Raw genomic sequence first — 17,764 nt, forward strand, 5'->3', positions numbered from 1 at the left:
AATCTGATGGTAGACGACAAGTATTTGTGCATGGTCGTTCGATTGAAACGAGACCTGAAAGTGTGAAAGCACGACAAACCTTTGGACATTTTGAAGTTGACACTATGCAATCGGGTAAAAGACGTGGTGATGTGCTGGTGACAATTACTGAAAGACTAAGCCGGCAACATATCGTGAGACAGGTCACTGGGCGCAATAGTCAGGCAGTGACACCAGTCTTAATTCATTTTTTTCAAGGGATCAAAAATGCCAAGTCCATCACTGTTGATCGTGGGCGAGAATTTGCAAAATATAACGAAATCGAGCAAAAACTAGGCATTCCAGTCTATTTTGCGCACCCATATTCACCAGAAGAACGTGGGAGTAATGAGATATTAAATCGATACGTCCGTCGTTTTATACCGAAAGAACGCAAAATTGAAACAGTTAGCGCCAAAGAATTAGATCAAATTAATCATTGGATCAATGCGAGACCAATGAAAACACTCAACTGGCAATCACCACGAAAGGTTTTTCAGCAGTTTGCAGTGTTCGGTTAATTCTTGCAATCTACCTCACTCAAAGGCCATCCGTACGATAATGGCCGTATGGAAGCGTTTCATTCAATATTGAAGCGTGAAGAGGTTTATTTGAAGGCATACCAAACATTAACTGAAGTCCAAGCAGCCATTGGTTGGTATATCAATTTTTATAATAGCAATCGTATCTCAAATGTCGCCTAATTAACTGAATAAAAATAGTCCAATTTATTGACTTCTGAGCAATGCCATGTGAATTTGATAGGCAGTTTCAACCTTTTCAGGATTTTCTCCAACGCGTGTAATAATTCCTTTATCTACAAATGGTTTAAAGTCATTATTCATTGTTTGAGAGATTAACACATCTCGATCTGCCAAATATAATACATGTTTTTTAGTATTAGAATAAAGCAAACGATAAATAATTTGAAAAGCAGTGTACGTTTTACCAGTACCCGTTGCCATCACCAGTAAATTTTTCTGCTGCCCACGAACAATGCTTTCAACAACAGCATTAATTGCATTTCTTTGATAATACCTGGGCTCCCGAGGCGTTTCCCCAAGATCTACATAATATGGTGCGTCAACAGCATCTGGCTGTTCATCAAGCATTGAAATCAACTTATCATAATCCGGTAAATTTCCAAGCTTAATCGTACTTTCTTCTTGAGTAATCCTATTTTTAAAATACCAAATATTGCGACCGCTGGATGCAAAAACAAACGGTATATTTAGATCTTCAGCGTAATCCAATGCCTGGCTCATTCCATATGAATCATCATGCTTATTAGATTCAGCTTCAATTACTGCCAACGGTTGTTGAGAAGCACGATCTTTCCATAATATGTAATCCACTTTTTTACTAGTTTTCGTATCACGTGATGAATTTTGACCCACAACACGAAAACGACCTGGTGTATACCGTAATTCACGTTGAATTAATTTTTCATCCCAATTTGCTCGAATGATAGGTTCTAGTATTTTAGCTTTCGTGTCTTCTTCGCTATAATCTTCCATAACTCCACCAATTTCATATTGTGTTATTTTTGCAAATTTTTTATATACACACATTATACCAGTCATTCATCAATTCTGCGCTCGCTCGGCGACTATTGAGAGGTGAAGTTTACCTAAGTTACTACCACGTTCAACCCGCCGTGTGGCCAGTTAGTTGTCTCAAACGGCGAAGATTCTTTCATCAATCCATTTAAAAAAATTGATTTAAAAGCACTGCTACCAAATACGGAAACCGCTCGACAGTCAACCGCCCCCACAACAGTTAAGCTCGCCCGTGATTATTGTTAGTTACTTGATTTGAATCTAAAATGGAGCCCATCGCTTGTTGATAGGAATATAAACCCCATCCTTAATGATTTAAAACAATGGCTTTCTTAATCTGTCAGTGTCAACCAAATATTGAATGATACGCCGTGAAAATCCAGTACGTGCTGATAATTCATTCTTTGTTAAAAGATCTCGATGTATAAAATCCACTTTTTTCATATGGGAAACTCTTCTTTCAAAACACAAACTTTGCATAGTGCTAATATTTGTTTATTTTTATTGCAACAACCTAATTGCATTGAAACAAAAAAGACCAAAATTCACACATTTGAAAAAAATTAATAGAAAAATACTGCGTGCTATCGCTTGACCAGCAGAAAAAAGAGTCAAAGAAGCCCAAATAAGAATAAGTCATATCCCCAACGAAAATCAGCTACGACAAACACTTGGATCCCCACCCTGCCATTTCAAATCCTATTATTATCAAGTTTATAGCGCTCACACACCCAACACTTACACAGAACCCACCCTTTTGCACACGAATGTCACAAAAATCAGGAAGTTAAATACCCATACTCTATCTGCTAAATGCCTTTATATCAAACAAAAAAAGACGCTTTATCAACGTCTTTTGTGCAAATCGTGTGTCACATCGCTAATAAGAGCAATGTTCAATAAATTACCTATTGTATATTGTCACAAACCCGCTATAGAGTGGCGATTAGCGAGATTATTATGCGTAAAAAATGCCGACGAGAGGATTCGAACCTCCGACCCCAGGTTTACGATACCCGTGCTCTACCAACTGAGCTACGTCGGCATGACTCCGACTGCCGGGCTCGAACCGGCGACAACCTGATTAACAGTCAGGTGCTCTACCAACTGAGCTAAGTCGGAATGACATTTGTTGCTTAACACAACTATTTTATTATGCCATGAACAACCCTTCATGTCAACTATTTATTAGTTGAAAAAAGAAGTAAACCAAGTGGTTTACTTCTCATAAAACTCCGACTGCCGGGCTCGAACCGGCGACAACCTGATTAACAGTCAGGTGCTCTACCAACTGAGCTAAGTCGGAATAACATTGCTGACACAACTTAATAATTATAACTAATTGTGCAGCAATTTGTCAATAGTTTTCTCATAAAACGTTCTAATAAATCGAATGATTCATTTATTCTGGACGCATTGTTGGGAACAAAACCACATCACGAATTGTGTCTGAATCAGTCAATAGCATAATCAAACGATCAATACCAACACCCAATCCACCCGTTGGTGGCATACCGTATTCCAAAGCCTCAATAAAGTCTTCATCAATACCCTCGGCCTCATCGTTACCATTTTCACGCTCGGCTGCTTGTGCCTCAAAACGTGCACGTTGATCGATGGGATCATTTAATTCAGTAAAAGCATTGGCATATTCACCACCCATGATGAACAACTCAAAACGGTCGGTGAAACGTGAATCGTCAGCATTGCGCTTTGCTAGTGGTGATACCTCAACAGGATGACCATAGACAAACGTTGGCTGAACTAAAGTATCTTCAACAAATTCCTCAAAGAATGCATTGATGATGTGACCAACTGCCCAATACTTTTCGTACTTAACATGATGTTCATCAGCCAATTTTTGTGCCTCTTCGACCGACATATCTTGCCAAAAATCAACACCTGTGCGATCTTTAATCAAGTCATTCATATGTGCGCGTTCAAAGTTCTTTGATAAATCAATTTCAGTACCTTGATAGGTGATTTTTAGGTCATCAGAAACAACGCTTGCGGCTGCCTTAAAAATACCTTCGGTTTCATTCATGACATCAGTGAAATCCCAATAAGAGGCATACGATTCCATCGTCGTAAATTCAGGATTATGCTTAGGATCCATCCCTTCATTTCGGAAAATACGTCCGATTTCATAAACACGTTCCATACCACCAACAACCAAGCGCTTCAAATAAAGTTCTGTGGCAATACGCATATACATATCAATGTTCAAAGCGTTGTGATGTGTGATAAATGGACGAGCGGCAGCGCCACCAGCTTCTGTTTGTAGAATTGGTGTCTCCACTTCCAAGAACTCATTTTTGTCCATGTAAGCGCGAATGGCTGATATAATGTGTGACCGTTGCTGGAACTTTTTGAATGATTCCTCATTAGCAATCAAATCCAAATAGCGCTTACGGTAGCGTGTTTCGACATCTGAAATACCATGGAACTTGTCAGGCATTGGACGCAACGCCTTTGATAGGTGTGTCAAATGCGTTGCCAAAACCGTTAATTCGCCGGCTTCCGTCTTCATCATGATACCCTTAATACCAAGAAAATCGCCCAAGTCAGCGCGCTTAATAATTGGGTAATTTTCGCCTAAGTCATCGCGCTTAGCATAAACTTGAATTTTGCCTGACACATCGCGAAAGTCCGCAAAAATAACTTTACCGGCACCACGCTTAGCCACCATACGGCCAGCAATCGTCACCTCATGTTGTCCTGCTTCAAGTTCTTCTAAAGTACTATTATCGTACAAATCATGCAATTCTTGCGCTTTTGCTGAGCGTTCGAATCGTTTGCCAAATGGATCTAAATGTAAATCATCAACTAGAGTCGCTAACTTCTGACGACGGGCTAACATTTGATCATTAAGGGCTTTTTCTTCAGCCATTAGTATAAAATCCTTCCCTGATGAGCGCTTTTTGAACGCACTCCCACTAATTAAATATCATACCAAAAAAACGACATAATCTCAAAATTATGCGTTATTTTCTTCAATTTGTTGCAAAATTTCTTGTAATTCTGTCGCAGTAAAAAAGTAACGTTTACCTGAAAACTTACCAACAACTTCTGCACCATCATCTTCATCAATCATGGCTTTTATTTCTGCTACCGGTAACGTAGCTAACATCTTAGCGTAGGCTGATTTTGGTGGCTCTGCTGCTAAACCAACACCGGCTGTTTGCAAAATATTAACTTCACCTTTTCCAAATATTTCTTCTAAAATATTTAGCGGTGTGTACCCATCTGACAACATATCAGACAGCGGTCGCATGTTAGCCAGTGCTTTTTCAAGCTGCTCAATAGACGCATCGCTGGCGTCTGGTAATGCTTGTACTAAAAAGCCACCCGCCACACCAACAGTATCATCTTCGTTCATATAAACCGAAACACCAATTGCTGATGGAATCTGTTCAGACTGTGCCAAATAGTAGGTAAAATCATCACCAATTTCACCACTCACCAGTTGGCTCTGTCCAATATATGGATTGGCGTATGGTGCAAATTTGGTAACTTGCAAAACACCATTGTGCCCGACCGCTTGGGCAACATCCAATTGTCCAGAATCAGTCACAATCGCATCAAGTTGCGGATTAGTCACATATCCACGTACACTACCTTTAGCGTCAGCTTCTACCACAACATTGCCAATTGGACCACGTCCATTGAGCTGAATTGAGAGACGTTCTTCTCCTTTTAAAACAGCCTGCGCCATCAACGTCGACGCTAATAAACCACGCCCCAAAACAACGGAAGCAATACGCGTTGTGTTATGAGTTTGTGCTGCTTCTCGGACCAAATTTGTCCCATTTACAGCAAATGCACGAAAATCGTTATTTTTTGTAATTGCCTTAATAAACTGATCAGCCATTTAATTATTTTCCTTAACTTCAAATAAAAAAGTCGACCCAACGGTCAACTTCTATTTTACTAATTTTTATCATGATTGTCATCAGCAGGTGCATCATCAGGTACTTCAACAACTTCTGAATCGGAGGTTGTATCATCATCTTTTGACTCACTGTCTGGATGTTCATACTTTTCTTCAGCTTGAGAATCCTTAGCATCAGCTGCAGCTTTGGCTTCTTCAAACGACTTAGCCGTTGCCAATTGATCATCATCTTGGACATCTTTACGCGTAAATTCACCCGTTTCATAAATGTCTTTAATTTGTCTTTCGTCCAACGTTTCAACTTCAAGCAACGCTTCAGCAATAGCTGTCAACTTATCTTTATGCTCTTGCAAAATTGTTAACGCATCGTTGAAAGCCTCTTGCGCCAAACGACGAACTTCTTCATCAATCAGACGTGCTGTTTCTTCAGAATAAGCGCGATTACCACCTTGATCAGCATAACCAACACTGGCATTACCTTCAAGTTGTACCATACCTAACTTATCTGACATACCAAAAGCGGTTACCATTTGACGTGCCAATCCTGTTGCTTGCTGGAAATCGTTGGAAGCCCCCGAACTTGCTTCATTAAACATGAAGATTTCGGCAGCACGTCCACCCATCAAACCAGCTAATTGTTCCTTCGCTTCAGAATACTTCAAATTATAACGATCATTTTTCGGCGTCATTAGGGCATAACCACCAATGCGGCCACGTGGCACGATTGTTACCTTACGAACAACTGAAGCTTCTGAACGGACCAACCCAACCAACGCATGCCCCGCTTCGTGATAAGCGGTTGTACGTCGTTCTGATTCTGACATACCACGATTTGTTTTCGCTGGGCCTTGGAAAATACGATCTTCCGCTTCATCAATATCAGCAGCGTCAACCTTTTTCTTATTGCGACGAGCTGCTAACAACGCTGCTTCGTTCAACAAGTTTTCTAAGTCGGCACCAACATATCCCGGTGTCTGTTGCGCAATCGCTTTCAAATCAACGTTGTCAGCCAATGGCTTATTTTTGGCGTGAACATTCAAAATTGCTTCACGGCCTTTAACATCTGGTGCGCCAACCAAAATCTTACGATCAAATCGACCAGAACGAAGCAAAGCCGGATCCAATACATCTGAACGGTTTGTAGAGGCCAAAATGATAACCCCTTCTGAACCTTCAAAGCCATCCATTTCAATCAAAATTTGGTTCAAAGTTTGTTCACGTTCATCGTTACCGCCGCCCATTCCAGTACCACGGCGACGACCAACAGCATCAATTTCATCAATGAAAATAATTGCTGGGGCTGACTTCTTAGCGTTTTCAAACAAGTCACGAACACGTGAAGCACCAACACCAACAAACATTTCCACGAAGTCTGAACCAGACATTGAGAAGAATGGCACACTGGCTTCACCAGCAACAGCCTTAGCAAGTAATGTTTTACCAGTTCCCGGAGGTCCTTCCAAAAGAACACCCTTTGGTATACGAGCACCTAAACTCACGAATTTCTTTGGTGATTTCAAGAATTCAACAACTTCAACCAGTTCTTGCTTTTCTTCTTCCGCACCAGCGACATCCGCAAAGCGAACTTTATTGTCTTTGGGATCTGATGGCTTGGCTTTTGACTTGCCAAAGCTCATCATACCGCCTTGACCACCTTTGCCACCACCAGCTTGATTCATCATGACATAGAAGACAGCCACGATTAGTAACACTGGAATCAGTGATACCAACAAGTTTAACCAGAAACCAGAATTTTCAGCCTGCTTTGTAACTAATTCTGTCTTCGTCTTAGTTGCAGCTTGCGTAACTTCCTTTAGTGAAGCGTCGTTAGGCAGCAAAGTTGACGTGAATTTTGTCACCTTTTGAGTTGGCTGTAAGAAGCTAATACCGCTATCTTTAGAAGCTGTTTGTGCTTTTTTATAAGTACCAGTAATATTATAAATACTGTTACCGGGTTGCACTGTAATCGATTTGATTTCTTTGTCATTCAGCGCCTTAATAAATTCACTTGATGTTAAGGTTTTAGTTGTTGACTTGTCGTTACCGAACAAGCCATAAAACATGCCAACAACAACAAGGAAGATAAAGACGTAGAAAATGCTATTTCGAAAGAAACCGCCTTTGTTATTTTTCATTGTAATTCCTCAATTTCTATTTGGTGTAAACTTCTTTTTTCAAAATACCAACGTACGGTAAGTTTCGATAAAAGTCTTTGTAATCTAGACCATATCCGACAACAAACTGATTACGGACATCAAAGCCAATATAATCAGCCGTTACTTCAACTTTACGCCCCTCTTTTTTGTCCAATAGAGTTGCAACTTTAATTGATCGTGCGCCTCGTTTAGCAAGTAAGTCTTTCATAAACAGCAATGATTGACCAGTATCGACAATATCTTCTAAAATAATCACATCACGATTCTGAACATCTGACCTAATGTCTGTCACCAATGTAATCTCATCAGTACTTGCAACACCGCCATGATAACTAGAAATTTTAATAAATTCTAATTCTGCGTATAAATCAACCTCACGGATCAAATCAGCCGTCCAAAGGTAAGCACCTTTCAACACTGACAAGAACAAGGGACGCTCGCCCGCGTAGTCTTCAGTAATTTGCTTACCTAAACGCTGCGCTGCTTGCTGAATGCTTGCCTGATCATACAAGACTTCTTCTATATCGTTATCCACTTATGTTTCCTCAATTCGCCATACAAGCCAATTTGGCTGCGTATTTTGTTTAACAGTATATTCTGCACTGACACGCCATTCATTGTTGCGTAACTGCACTGCGACAATATCATCATTCATCGTTGTAAGCACTAACATTGCTTCCCGTTCTTGTAACGTCAGTTTTTCGTCAATTGCTAGTCGTCTCAACTTTTTATGGCCGTTTATGAGAGCAATTTTATCACTAGAGTTAGCTGAACGCAAGCAAATCACTGCCTTTTTTGCGGCCATTGAAAATGCAATAGCGGAATCTTGATGAATTGGCTCTTGATCAGTCCATAACCATGACTGATTTGCCAAAAAATACCGTTGATTCAATTTTAACATAACTGGCGACAAAACTTGGCCCCTATTTTGCTCTTTTTGTAGTCCAAGTTGGTCATAGCTCTTGACAAGTTGCACACCTTGATTCAAAGCAATACTGCCATTGGGTTTTGAATCGTTATTAAGCAGCTGAAGCGCTTCCATAATTTGATTCTCTTTAATATTAAATATTTGGTGTGATTGCAACCAATATTTTAATGTAGGCCCCTGCCATGCCTGTGGAATCGTATGCCAAGACGCGATATTTTGTGCATAAATAGCAGCTTGTTCGTCAATTAGTCGTTCTTGATTTTGAATTTGTTGCGCCATGTCATTAATATGTCGAACAGCTTGCGCATTAATGGTTGTGAGTTTTGGCAGCACATCATTTCGCAATAAGTTTCTCGGCGTGTAATTGGGATCCGAGTTGGTACTATCTTCTCGCCATTTCAACTGATTGCGATTGGCATAAGCAACTAATTCTTGTTTTGTCAACGCCAAAAAAGGCCGAATAATGTGATTAGTTTTTGCCATCATGCCCGACATTTGACGCAATTGGCCGCCCCTGATCATTTTTAATAAAACTGTTTCTGCTTGATCATTAGCATGATGCGCCACTACGATTGTGTCTGTTTGATACTGCTTTGCTAACGCATTAAAAAAATCATAGCGAAAAATTCGAGCTTCTTTTTCAACCGCATGATCAGGTATCGTTTGCCAGTCACGTTGTTCAAAAATGACATTCATTTTTTGGGCTAGTTTAGCCACAAAGGACGCGTCCTCATTGCTCTCTGAACGCAAATGATAGTTGACGTGGGCAACGACAATACGGATTGGCATTTGCGCTAGTGCGTGGAGTAAAACAACAGAGTCCACCCCACCAGAAACAGCAACAATAACCGTTGATGGCCATGAATTTTGTTTAATTGCTTGTTTAACTTTTTCCATTGTTATGAAAAAGGCACCCCTTCGGGTGCTTCTCCTAGTTATTATCTGCAGGTAGGTTGTAAATGATTTCGCCGGCTTTTGAGTAACCATATTTATCGCGTAATAATTGTTGCAAATAAGTGGGGTTTTTGAGGCGCTTAACATTTGTTGCTAACTGCTTATTTGTTTTTTGAACGTGTTCCAAACGATCTTGCGTCTTAGTCAGCTTCTGATTAGCCGCATGTAGTTTCACCTGACCAATCAATAATTGCACAGCAAAAATAGTCGCCACTAACGCGCTAATTAACAAAATGTTTTTTTCGCGACGCGCGTGAGCTTTACGATAATGCTTAGCTGCCTGTGCATTAGCCAATTCAGAATTATGAATTTCACGTGCAATTGCTGAATTAAGTGGCGTAATATTTGATTGTTTTTTTTGTCTATAAACCGCCATGTGAATTTTACCTATTACAAGTGTCGCACGTTCTTTAACACTTTTCAACAATCTTTAGACTTGTTTAATAATTTTGCTTACTTTTCGTCACCGATTTCTCGAAAATCTTGCGCATACGTTTCACGCAAAACCTCATACATGTCAGCAGATTCTTCTTTTTTGGTCGTTTCTACAATTTTAACCACTTTAACCGTCACTGTTTTGTTACCAAAACGGATTTCGAGCTCATCATTAGTGGCGACATCAGTTGAAGATTTTGCTACTTTACCATTAATTGAAATCCGACCTTGATCAGCGATTTCTTTTGCAACGGTACGTCGCTTAATTAAACGAGAAATTTTAAGGTATTTATCTAATCGCATAAGTTACTCCTTTTCATGCTCACTTTGTTCTTTTTCAATCACTACTAATAAGAAGTCACGCAAAATATTGAGCCATATACTGCTTTCAGCAACATCATTAACGGTCAATATTACCTGCAAGTCACCAGATTCTGTGCGTACGGCTGCCTTTAGTGGCACGTCGATAAGCGCTTCAAAAATTGTCTCACCTGACAATTTTGTCGTCGCTTGTGCATTAAATGTGATGGCTAACTGCTTACGTTGACGCCGTATATTGATGATTTGCGCTTGATCAGCCAATTGCTTAATACGACCAACCAACAATAACCTAGCCACTTCATCCGGCATTTCACCAAATCGGTCCAACATGTCAGCTTCAATATCTTCAAAAACATCGTCTGTTTTTGCTTGCCGTACTCGTGTATAAAGTTCAATTTTTTGTGCATTATCACTGACATAATCATCGGGTAGATAAGCTAACACTCCTAAAATCAGCTCGGCATCTGTTTCTGGTTGATCTGAAGTAATGACTTGTCCTTGTTTTTGCGCAACTGTGTCTTTCAACATCTGCGTATACATATCATAACCCACAGAGTCAATAAAGCCATGTTGTTGCTTACCTAATAAATCACCCGCACCGCGTATGCTCAAATCACGCATTGCAATTTTAAAACCAGAGCCCAATTCAGTAAAATCACGAATCGCTTCTAGTCGCTTTTCAGCCTCTTCGGACGGTGTTCGGGTAAATGGATAAGTGAAGTATGCATAAGCTAGTCGTGTTGATCGTCCCACACGGCCACGCAATTGATACAATTGCGACAATCCCATGTGGTCAGCATTTTCCACAATTAAAGTGTTGGCGTTTGGAATATCAACGCCAGTTTCGATGATGGTTGTTGTCACCAAAACATCATATTCGCCATTCAAGAAATCATATAGAATACTTTCTAATTGTGTCTCAGACATTTGACCATGAATCGCCGCCACTCTAGCACTTGGCACAAGATCTTCAATTTGACTCACAACACGATCTAAATCCATCACGCGGTTGTGCAAATAGAAGACTTGTCCATCACGAGCAATTTCTTTTTCAATGGCATCACGTACCACTGTCCAATCAGCTTCCATGACATAAGTCTGAATGGGGTAACGGTTAGCTGGTGGTGTCTCAATGACTGACAAATCACGTGCCCCAACCATTGCCATATTCAATGTTCGAGGAATCGGCGTCGCTGTTAATGTTAACACATCAACGCTAGTACGCAACTGCTTGAGGCGTTCTTTATGCTTGACGCCAAAACGTTGTTCTTCATCAATAATCAACAACCCTAAGTCAGAAAAGTTAACATCCTGACTTAGTAAACGATGCGTGCCAACTACAACGTCTAATTCATGCGCTTTAAGCTGGCTAATCACCGCTTTGTTTTGAGATGGCGTCTGAAAACGACTCAGTACGCCAATTCTAATTTCGGGAAAATCGTCAAACCGCGCTTTCATTGTTTCATAATGTTGCTGTACCAAAATCGTTGTTGGTGCTAAAAAGGCAACTTGTTTGCCAGCATGAGCCGCTTTAAACACCGCCCGCAAGGCAACTTCTGTCTTACCAAAGCCGACATCTCCGACCAATAAGCGATCCATTGGTCTGATTTTTTGCATATCAGCTTTAATTTCTTCGATACTGCGAATTTGGTCTGGGGTTTCAGGATAGCGAAAGGCTGTATCAAACTTCAATTGCGCCGTATCGTCTGGTGGGAAAGCAAATCCTTGTTGCGCTTCGCGCTTGGCATATAATTCAAGCAAATCGTCCGCAATATCTTCTATTTTTGCCGCAACTTGTCGTTTGGTTTTAGCCCATTCACTACCACCTAACTTATTCAGCTTTGGTGCCTTAGCGGCATCCGACGCGCCAATATATTTTTGAATTAAATTTAGTTGCGTAACTGGAATGAAAATCTTTGCATTCTGTTGATAAGCAACTGATAGATAATCTTGCTTGTCACCATCTGCTTCAATGGTTTGAAGACCTTCGTAACGTCCAATACCATGATTAATGTGAACGACATAATCACCAACGTTCAACTCATTATACGATTTTAAACGCTCTGCGTTAGCAATTTTTCTTTGACGTGGTGCTGTTTTGTGTGTTTGTGTAAATAATTCTCGCTGCGTGAATACTGTCAAATGCAACTGTGGCCACTCAAATCCCGCTGTCAGGCCCCCAGACATAATCTGAACTTGATTAGGTAAGACTTCAGTTGTTTCAGTAATTGGTATTTTGAAATCAACAAGCGAAGACGCAAAATCATGGCGCTGCTTGGCATCATCAATCATCAAAATGACTGTCGTGCCAGCTTCTTGTGCGTATGTTAAATCATTCTTGAGGGCGTTGATTTGGCCATAATATTGGTTCGCTGGTCGCGTTGTTATTTCAACCATTGCATCAAATTTAATACGATTCAAACCACGTTGAAAGTTGGCCAAATATAAAGTTGTGCGCTGATTATGCGCAATTTGGTCAGCAATGTCAACACGCCACGTTTGGTGTGGCAATAATTGAAAGCTTTCAATTTGTTTATCAATCCACTCTTGGTCACGACTTAATTGCTGTAATCTTGTTTCGGTGAGACGTGTATACTCATCAATCACTATCAAGGCGTCATCATGAAAATAATCCAATAAAGTTGTTTGCCCATTAAAAAAATACTGCATATAAGGCAACAATTCTGGTCCACGTTCATGAGCGTTTAGAACGTGTTGTGTTAAAGCAAAACCGTCAGTAGCATGTTTTTTATCAGCCCCATTTAGGCGGGTACGATTATCACTAAAATCCGTTTCAATTGCTAATTTGGCCTGATCATATTGTGACTCTGACACAACAAAGTCAGTTGCTGGATCAATTGTTACCGCTTCTAAACTATCAATGCTTTTTTGGCTTGTAACATCAAAATGTTTTAATTGATCTAATTCGTCATCAAAAAAATCCAAACGAATCGGATCGTTGGCTGTTAACGGATAAATGTCAATGATTGAGCCACGTTGCGCAAACTCACCGGGTGTTTGTACGAGCTTGACTGGTGAATAACCCATCATCATCAACGTGTTCTTGATCTCTGAAAATTCATAGGTCTCACCAACGCGAATCGTCAAGCGAGCAGCTGTCACGGTTGCCATATCAGGTAGTAGACGCTCTGCACCCGCCAAATTAGTCACAACGATCATAGGTTGACCAGTCACGAGCGCCATAAGTGTTTGTAAACGCTGCAAGCGTAATTCTGGCGAACTAATCGCCATCTCTGTTGCCACTGATTCTTCTGCTGGAAACTGGTATACATCCTCAACTAACGCAGCAACATCAAAATAAAGTTGCTCGGCATGCGTTTGTGTGTCGGCAATGACCAATACTTGTCGAGGATTAGCATTAAAAATAGCGGCAATGCTTGCTGCTTTTACTGTTCCATTCACGCCTAAAAGCAACTGTGTTGCGGCACCAGTTGCTTGTTTGACAATTGTTTGAATTGTATCTGTTTGACTTAAATATTTAACTAAACTCATTTACCCGTTATATTGATTGCTTAACTCTGCTATCGTTGCCCCGTTGATCCAATCAGAAATGGCCTGCGTGCTGCGTGCAAGCATTGTCTCGACGATTTCTGACTCTGCTTTTGAAAAATGTCCCAAAACATAGTTAATGACCACTTGTTTTTCATGTTCTGGATGCCCTAACCCAAATTTTAAACGTAAAAATGTTTGTGAATCCGTGTGCGCCATAATACTTTTGAGCCCATTGTGACCACCAGCTGATCCTTTGGCACGAAAACGCAGTTTGCCAAATGGCATATCCATGTCATCAGCTAAAACCATGATATCGGTGACATCACCATCATAGTAATCTAAAATTGCCCGAACGGCTTTACCTGAATCATTCATATAAGTTGTTGGCTTAACCAGCATGACAGGCACACCATCAACTTGAATTTTAGCGGTCAATGCAAACTGTTTTGTTGGTGAAAAAGTTGCATTGTGAGCAGCTGCAAAAGCATCAATTGCCATGAACCCAATGTTATGACGCGTCTGATCGTACTTTTCACCAATGTTTCCTAACCCAAAAATAAATTTCATAATGACCATTTCTTTCTATAATTTCACTTCTTCCAGTATACCACGCGCGCAGAGCGATTTTATGTTATCATATTGTATGGCGGTTTCATGATAAAAAAATTAGATTAGGACACGAATATGTTTCAAAAATCTTTAGTAATCCCTAAATCACAATTGACCACTGTGACCGAAAATACGACAATTCAAGAAGTTTATGATATTTTCGATAATCCAGACAATGCTCACACACGCACCATGCCAATATTAGATGAGTCTGGACGCCTTTTTCGTGGGAATATTTATAAACAACACGTCTTTGAACACATTGCCAAAGGCGGTGATATGAGTTTGCCAGCAACAGCTATTATGCGCAACTCAACCAAGTTTATTTACACAACCAGTAAATTTTACGAAGTTTTTTTTGCCATTCGCGATTTACCTTTTATCGCTGTTTTAGATGAAAATCATCAATTTTATGGCATTTTCACACATGATGCTTTAATGGATTTGTTATCACAAAGTTGGTCTGTTCGTTCTGGCGGTGTTGCTATCGCTGTGGCAACGCATAATGAGCAAGGCGACTTGAGTAAAATATCAAAGATTATCACACGTTACTCAAACGTCGAATCATTATTGACGATTCGCTCTGAAGGTGAACCGTTGACTGTACTTTTCACATTACCATTACAAGCAGAAAGTGAACAGTTAGCCAAGCTTATCAAACATTTAGAGAAAAAACAATACACTGTTGATAGTGTCGAAAATTTAAATCGTTTTAAATAAAAAATCTGTGAGATACAATGTGGTCTAAAAAGTTAAAACAACTTTTTAGGCCACATCAATAATCACAGATTTTTTTATAGCCATATACCAGCCATAATCACAACGGTCATCCCCAACATCACAACAACCAAATTTTTAATGGCCAAAACAAATGTCTCTCTTTTGATTGGGCGGTCTACAAAGCCCTTGGCATTTTTTAAGACAATTGGTAACAGTGCAATCATAGCGTATGTCGTAATTGGTAACCAACCCACAATTGTAGCAATCAGCAATTCAATAAACGCCAAAATAGCATAAAAAACATACATACGCTTAGCCGAGGAGATCCCCATATAATGTACCAATGTATGCCGATTATTGCTTTCATCCACATCATGATCGGCAATATTATTCGCAAACATAATTTCTGCAATAAATATCACCAACGGGAAACTGACAATAAACCATTGAAACAAGACACTCACCGTTAGTGTCATTCTCGTGTTGACGTACACTTGTGCCACAAATATAAAGTAGCCCATTGTAATACCTGAGACAATTTCACCAAACGGTGTATTGGTAATTGGCTTTGGGCCAGCAGAATACAAATAACCAATCACAAAACTCAAAATACCAATAATCCATGTCACGTAGTCAGTCAACAACGCGACTGTAATGCCTGCTACAACAGCAATCAGCGCCAACCACATGGCAACATGTAAAACTTGTTTATCAGTGATCACCTCACCAGCAGCTTGTTCCCTCAAAAAGTCGTTTGCTTTTTGTCGCTTATTATCTTCATAGCGATTGAAAGTATTCACTGCAAGATGAACACTGACAGTCGCAATAATCAACAATGCAGCGTTTAACCAATTTAATCTGCTATACTGCCATTGACTGTACACCAATCCGACTAAAAGCGGCGCAACACTGGGAATCACCACGCGAATTTCAACTAAATCTAAAAATTGTTTTGGTGTCATCATTTCAAAAATCCTCTGATACTCATTGTATCAGAAAATAAAAACGCGACACAATTAAAGTGTCGCGACAAAATCATCAAATTGCTGATCTAAGGCTTGAAAATAAGCGTCTCGTCCTTTTTTAGGCGCTTCCAAAACATATCCTAAGAGAAAATCTTGCACATCGTCATTAGTAATAAGTGACATAAAGGCTAACAAGTCAGCTTCCGTGGGTAGTTCGAGATTTTTCTTTAGAATCATAATACCAACATCACCAAATAAAAGATCTGCCTGAAAACCTGTTGGTCCGCCTTTAATGGCGACAAAAATATTCTCGTCATGGTCAATCCAAATTCTTAGCTCATCTTGACTTTCAGCTAAAAAGGGTAATTGGGCACTTTCTGCAGCATGTGTCAGTGCCGTCAGTTGTTGCTTATCCGTTAATCCTACTTGTTTTGTCATTTGTTGCACCTTCTTATAAGCTAATCATGATACTTTTCAGCCTAAAATGCAAGCGTTTACACTTTAATGACGTTCGTATGGTGTTAAACGCACCTGTCCGTCAAGATACTCGCCAACAAAAATATCACTGACTTGTTCATATCCTTGTCGCTCGACCTCGTTTGTCAACCATTCTGCATCGCGACCAATTAAATCAAGTAAATCTGTGTTGATTTGACCATCAAAAATGATAGGATACTTCATATTTTCTTCGCCTTCAAGAATCACTGTTAGTTGACCATTCTGCTCTAGAACAGCGCGCTTAACTTTTGACAAATCGTACACACTCTGTGCGCGTAATTTAAACATCAAATCATTTGCTGATAAGCCAGCACGCAACACATTTTTAATAGCTACTTCACCATGATCCACCACTACTTTAGGTTGACCATCAATCAGAAGTTTGACGAAGCGATTATGTTCTTTCATGAATTTGACCGTCATCACCAACATTGTCCAAATGATTAGCACAATGGTGAATTGAAAAACAGTGATAGTGTCGGAGTAAATGACAGCACCAATGATGCCACCTAAAACATAGTTTTGCACTTGATCAAGTGCACTGGTTGGCGCTAAATTTCCCTTGCCCATAATATTGATTTGTACGATTAAGGCAAATAGACCAATGGCAAGTTTCGTTAAAATTGGTAAATAAATACTCATTTGACAACCTTCACTTCCGGATTAACTAGATAAGCGCGCGTTAAAGTATATGATTGCTGATCGGCGCTGATAGTGACGTGGTAATACTTCTGAGACATCTTCACAATCATGCCATCGCTAACGACTTGTGTGTTAAAAAATATCTTATCTTTTGCAATGCCTTGTTCTGTCGCAAATTCATTAACAAATGATGCCATTTGCGTTTGTTGATCATCACGTGATTTTGCTTGCTGATAGTCCGTATAGCGGGCACCTGCCAAAAAAAGAAACAATAACAACGCAATAATACTTAAATCACGATAACGTGTTTGCATACGATTACGCAAAAACGCCACTGCACCAACAGCCATGAACACAAAAGCAATCACCATCAAATAAATGCCGATTGTATCATTAATGTTAGTTTGTTGTGCCAAATACTTGGCAGAATAAAACTTACTAACATTAAAGGTGAAGATTAATCTCGGCGGAGATAGTCTTCACCTATTTTTGATTTATTCTAAAATAGGTTGTGAAGCATAGGTCGCGGAGTTTTTTGGCACTGGATGTCGTGA

17 protein-coding genes and 3 tRNA genes are annotated in these 17,764 nt (G+C 39.9%); 3 read left to right on the forward strand and 17 right to left on the reverse strand.

The features are described from left to right. Positions 1-539, forward strand: a 539-nt coding sequence (locus BMG01_RS08475) for an IS30 family transposase (RefSeq protein WP_143472289.1), incomplete at its 5' end; no start/stop codon positions are given. A 3-nt stretch (positions 540-542) separates the two neighbouring features. Then, the gene (locus BMG01_RS08480; protein ID WP_143472290.1) at positions 543-722 is read left to right on the forward strand and encodes an integrase core domain-containing protein; all 180 of its coding nucleotides are present in this window, start codon (positions 543-545) and stop codon (positions 720-722) included. A 24-nt stretch (positions 723-746) separates the two neighbouring features. Here BMG01_RS08480 and BMG01_RS08485 read toward each other — a convergent pair whose 3' ends face one another. From BMG01_RS08485 to pth, 13 genes are all read right to left on the reverse strand, one after another. Continuing rightward, complete coding sequence (locus tag BMG01_RS08485; RefSeq protein ID WP_036068606.1) at positions 747-1,535, reverse strand: DEAD/DEAH box helicase family protein; 789 nt, start codon at positions 1,533-1,535, stop codon at positions 747-749. Between the two features lie 1,014 nt (positions 1,536-2,549). Beyond that, positions 2,550-2,622 (reverse strand) — tRNA-Thr (locus tag BMG01_RS08490). Positions 2,623-2,626: 4 nt separating this feature from the next. Continuing rightward, a tRNA-Asn gene (locus tag BMG01_RS08495) sits at positions 2,627-2,699 on the reverse strand. Positions 2,700-2,810: 111 nt separating this feature from the next. Beyond that, positions 2,811-2,883, reverse strand: a tRNA-Asn gene (locus BMG01_RS08500). A 96-nt stretch (positions 2,884-2,979) separates the two neighbouring features. Continuing rightward, positions 2,980-4,467, reverse strand: a complete 1,488-nt coding sequence (gene lysS / locus BMG01_RS08505) for a lysine--tRNA ligase (RefSeq protein WP_004915037.1) — start codon at positions 4,465-4,467, stop codon at positions 2,980-2,982. Between the two features lie 87 nt (positions 4,468-4,554). Next, complete coding sequence (gene hslO / locus BMG01_RS08510; protein ID WP_004915041.1) at positions 4,555-5,448, reverse strand: Hsp33 family molecular chaperone HslO; 894 nt, start codon at positions 5,446-5,448, stop codon at positions 4,555-4,557. 59 nt (positions 5,449-5,507) lie between these two features. Then, entirely contained in the window at positions 5,508-7,604 is a 2,097-nt protein-coding gene (ftsH, locus tag BMG01_RS08515) for an ATP-dependent zinc metalloprotease FtsH (RefSeq protein WP_004915043.1), read from the reverse strand. A 16-nt stretch (positions 7,605-7,620) separates the two neighbouring features. Continuing rightward, a complete protein-coding gene (gene hpt / locus BMG01_RS08520; RefSeq protein ID WP_004915044.1) occupies positions 7,621-8,160 on the reverse strand; it encodes a hypoxanthine phosphoribosyltransferase in 540 nt (179 codons plus the stop codon). Continuing rightward, positions 8,161-9,450, reverse strand: coding sequence for a tRNA lysidine(34) synthetase TilS (gene tilS, locus BMG01_RS08525; protein ID WP_004915047.1), 1,290 nt, complete (start codon positions 9,448-9,450; stop codon positions 8,161-8,163). 34 nt (positions 9,451-9,484) lie between these two features. Beyond that, positions 9,485-9,883: a septum formation initiator family protein gene (locus BMG01_RS08530; protein WP_004915050.1), complete on the reverse strand. Its 399-nt coding sequence runs from the start codon at positions 9,881-9,883 to the stop codon at positions 9,485-9,487. 77 nt (positions 9,884-9,960) lie between these two features. Further along, positions 9,961-10,245, reverse strand: coding sequence for an RNA-binding S4 domain-containing protein (locus BMG01_RS08535; RefSeq protein WP_004915051.1), 285 nt, complete (start codon positions 10,243-10,245; stop codon positions 9,961-9,963). A 3-nt stretch (positions 10,246-10,248) separates the two neighbouring features. Next, positions 10,249-13,776 carry a transcription-repair coupling factor gene (gene mfd / locus BMG01_RS08540; RefSeq protein ID WP_004915054.1) on the reverse strand — a complete coding sequence of 1,176 codons (3,528 nt, stop codon included), beginning with the start codon at positions 13,774-13,776 and terminating at the stop codon, positions 10,249-10,251. Continuing rightward, positions 13,777-14,343 carry an aminoacyl-tRNA hydrolase gene (gene pth / locus BMG01_RS08545; RefSeq protein WP_004915057.1) on the reverse strand — a complete coding sequence of 189 codons (567 nt, stop codon included), beginning with the start codon at positions 14,341-14,343 and terminating at the stop codon, positions 13,777-13,779. A 117-nt stretch (positions 14,344-14,460) separates the two neighbouring features. Between pth and cbpA the strand changes: the two genes are divergently transcribed. Then, positions 14,461-15,105 carry a cyclic di-AMP binding protein CbpA gene (gene cbpA, locus BMG01_RS08550; RefSeq protein ID WP_004915059.1) on the forward strand — a complete coding sequence of 215 codons (645 nt, stop codon included), beginning with the start codon at positions 14,461-14,463 and terminating at the stop codon, positions 15,103-15,105. Between the two features lie 74 nt (positions 15,106-15,179). Here cbpA and BMG01_RS08555 read toward each other — a convergent pair whose 3' ends face one another. The 4 genes from BMG01_RS08555 to BMG01_RS08570 all read right to left on the reverse strand — a co-directional run bounded on the left by BMG01_RS08555 (position 15,180) and on the right by BMG01_RS08570 (position 17,668). Beyond that, on the reverse strand, positions 15,180-16,067 hold the full coding sequence (locus tag BMG01_RS08555; RefSeq protein ID WP_036067148.1) for a prenyltransferase: 888 nt from the start codon (positions 16,065-16,067) through the stop codon (positions 15,180-15,182). Between the two features lie 54 nt (positions 16,068-16,121). Continuing rightward, positions 16,122-16,508, reverse strand: coding sequence for a hypothetical protein (locus BMG01_RS08560; protein ID WP_004915065.1), 387 nt, complete (start codon positions 16,506-16,508; stop codon positions 16,122-16,124). A gap of 63 nt (positions 16,509-16,571) precedes the next feature. Then, positions 16,572-17,210 (reverse strand): DUF421 domain-containing protein, encoded by a 639-nt coding sequence (locus BMG01_RS08565; protein WP_004915068.1) that lies wholly within the window; start codon positions 17,208-17,210, stop codon positions 16,572-16,574. Beyond that, positions 17,207-17,668 (reverse strand): DUF3290 domain-containing protein, encoded by a 462-nt coding sequence (locus BMG01_RS08570; protein ID WP_036067146.1) that lies wholly within the window; start codon positions 17,666-17,668, stop codon positions 17,207-17,209. Before BMG01_RS08570 ends, BMG01_RS08565 begins: the two co-directional genes overlap by 4 nt. Positions 17,669-17,764 lie beyond the last annotated feature (96 nt).

This window comes from Leuconostoc sp. BM2, assembly GCF_002095565.1.
GTDB classification, from domain to species: Bacteria; Bacillota; Bacilli; order Lactobacillales; family Lactobacillaceae; genus Leuconostoc; species Leuconostoc falkenbergense.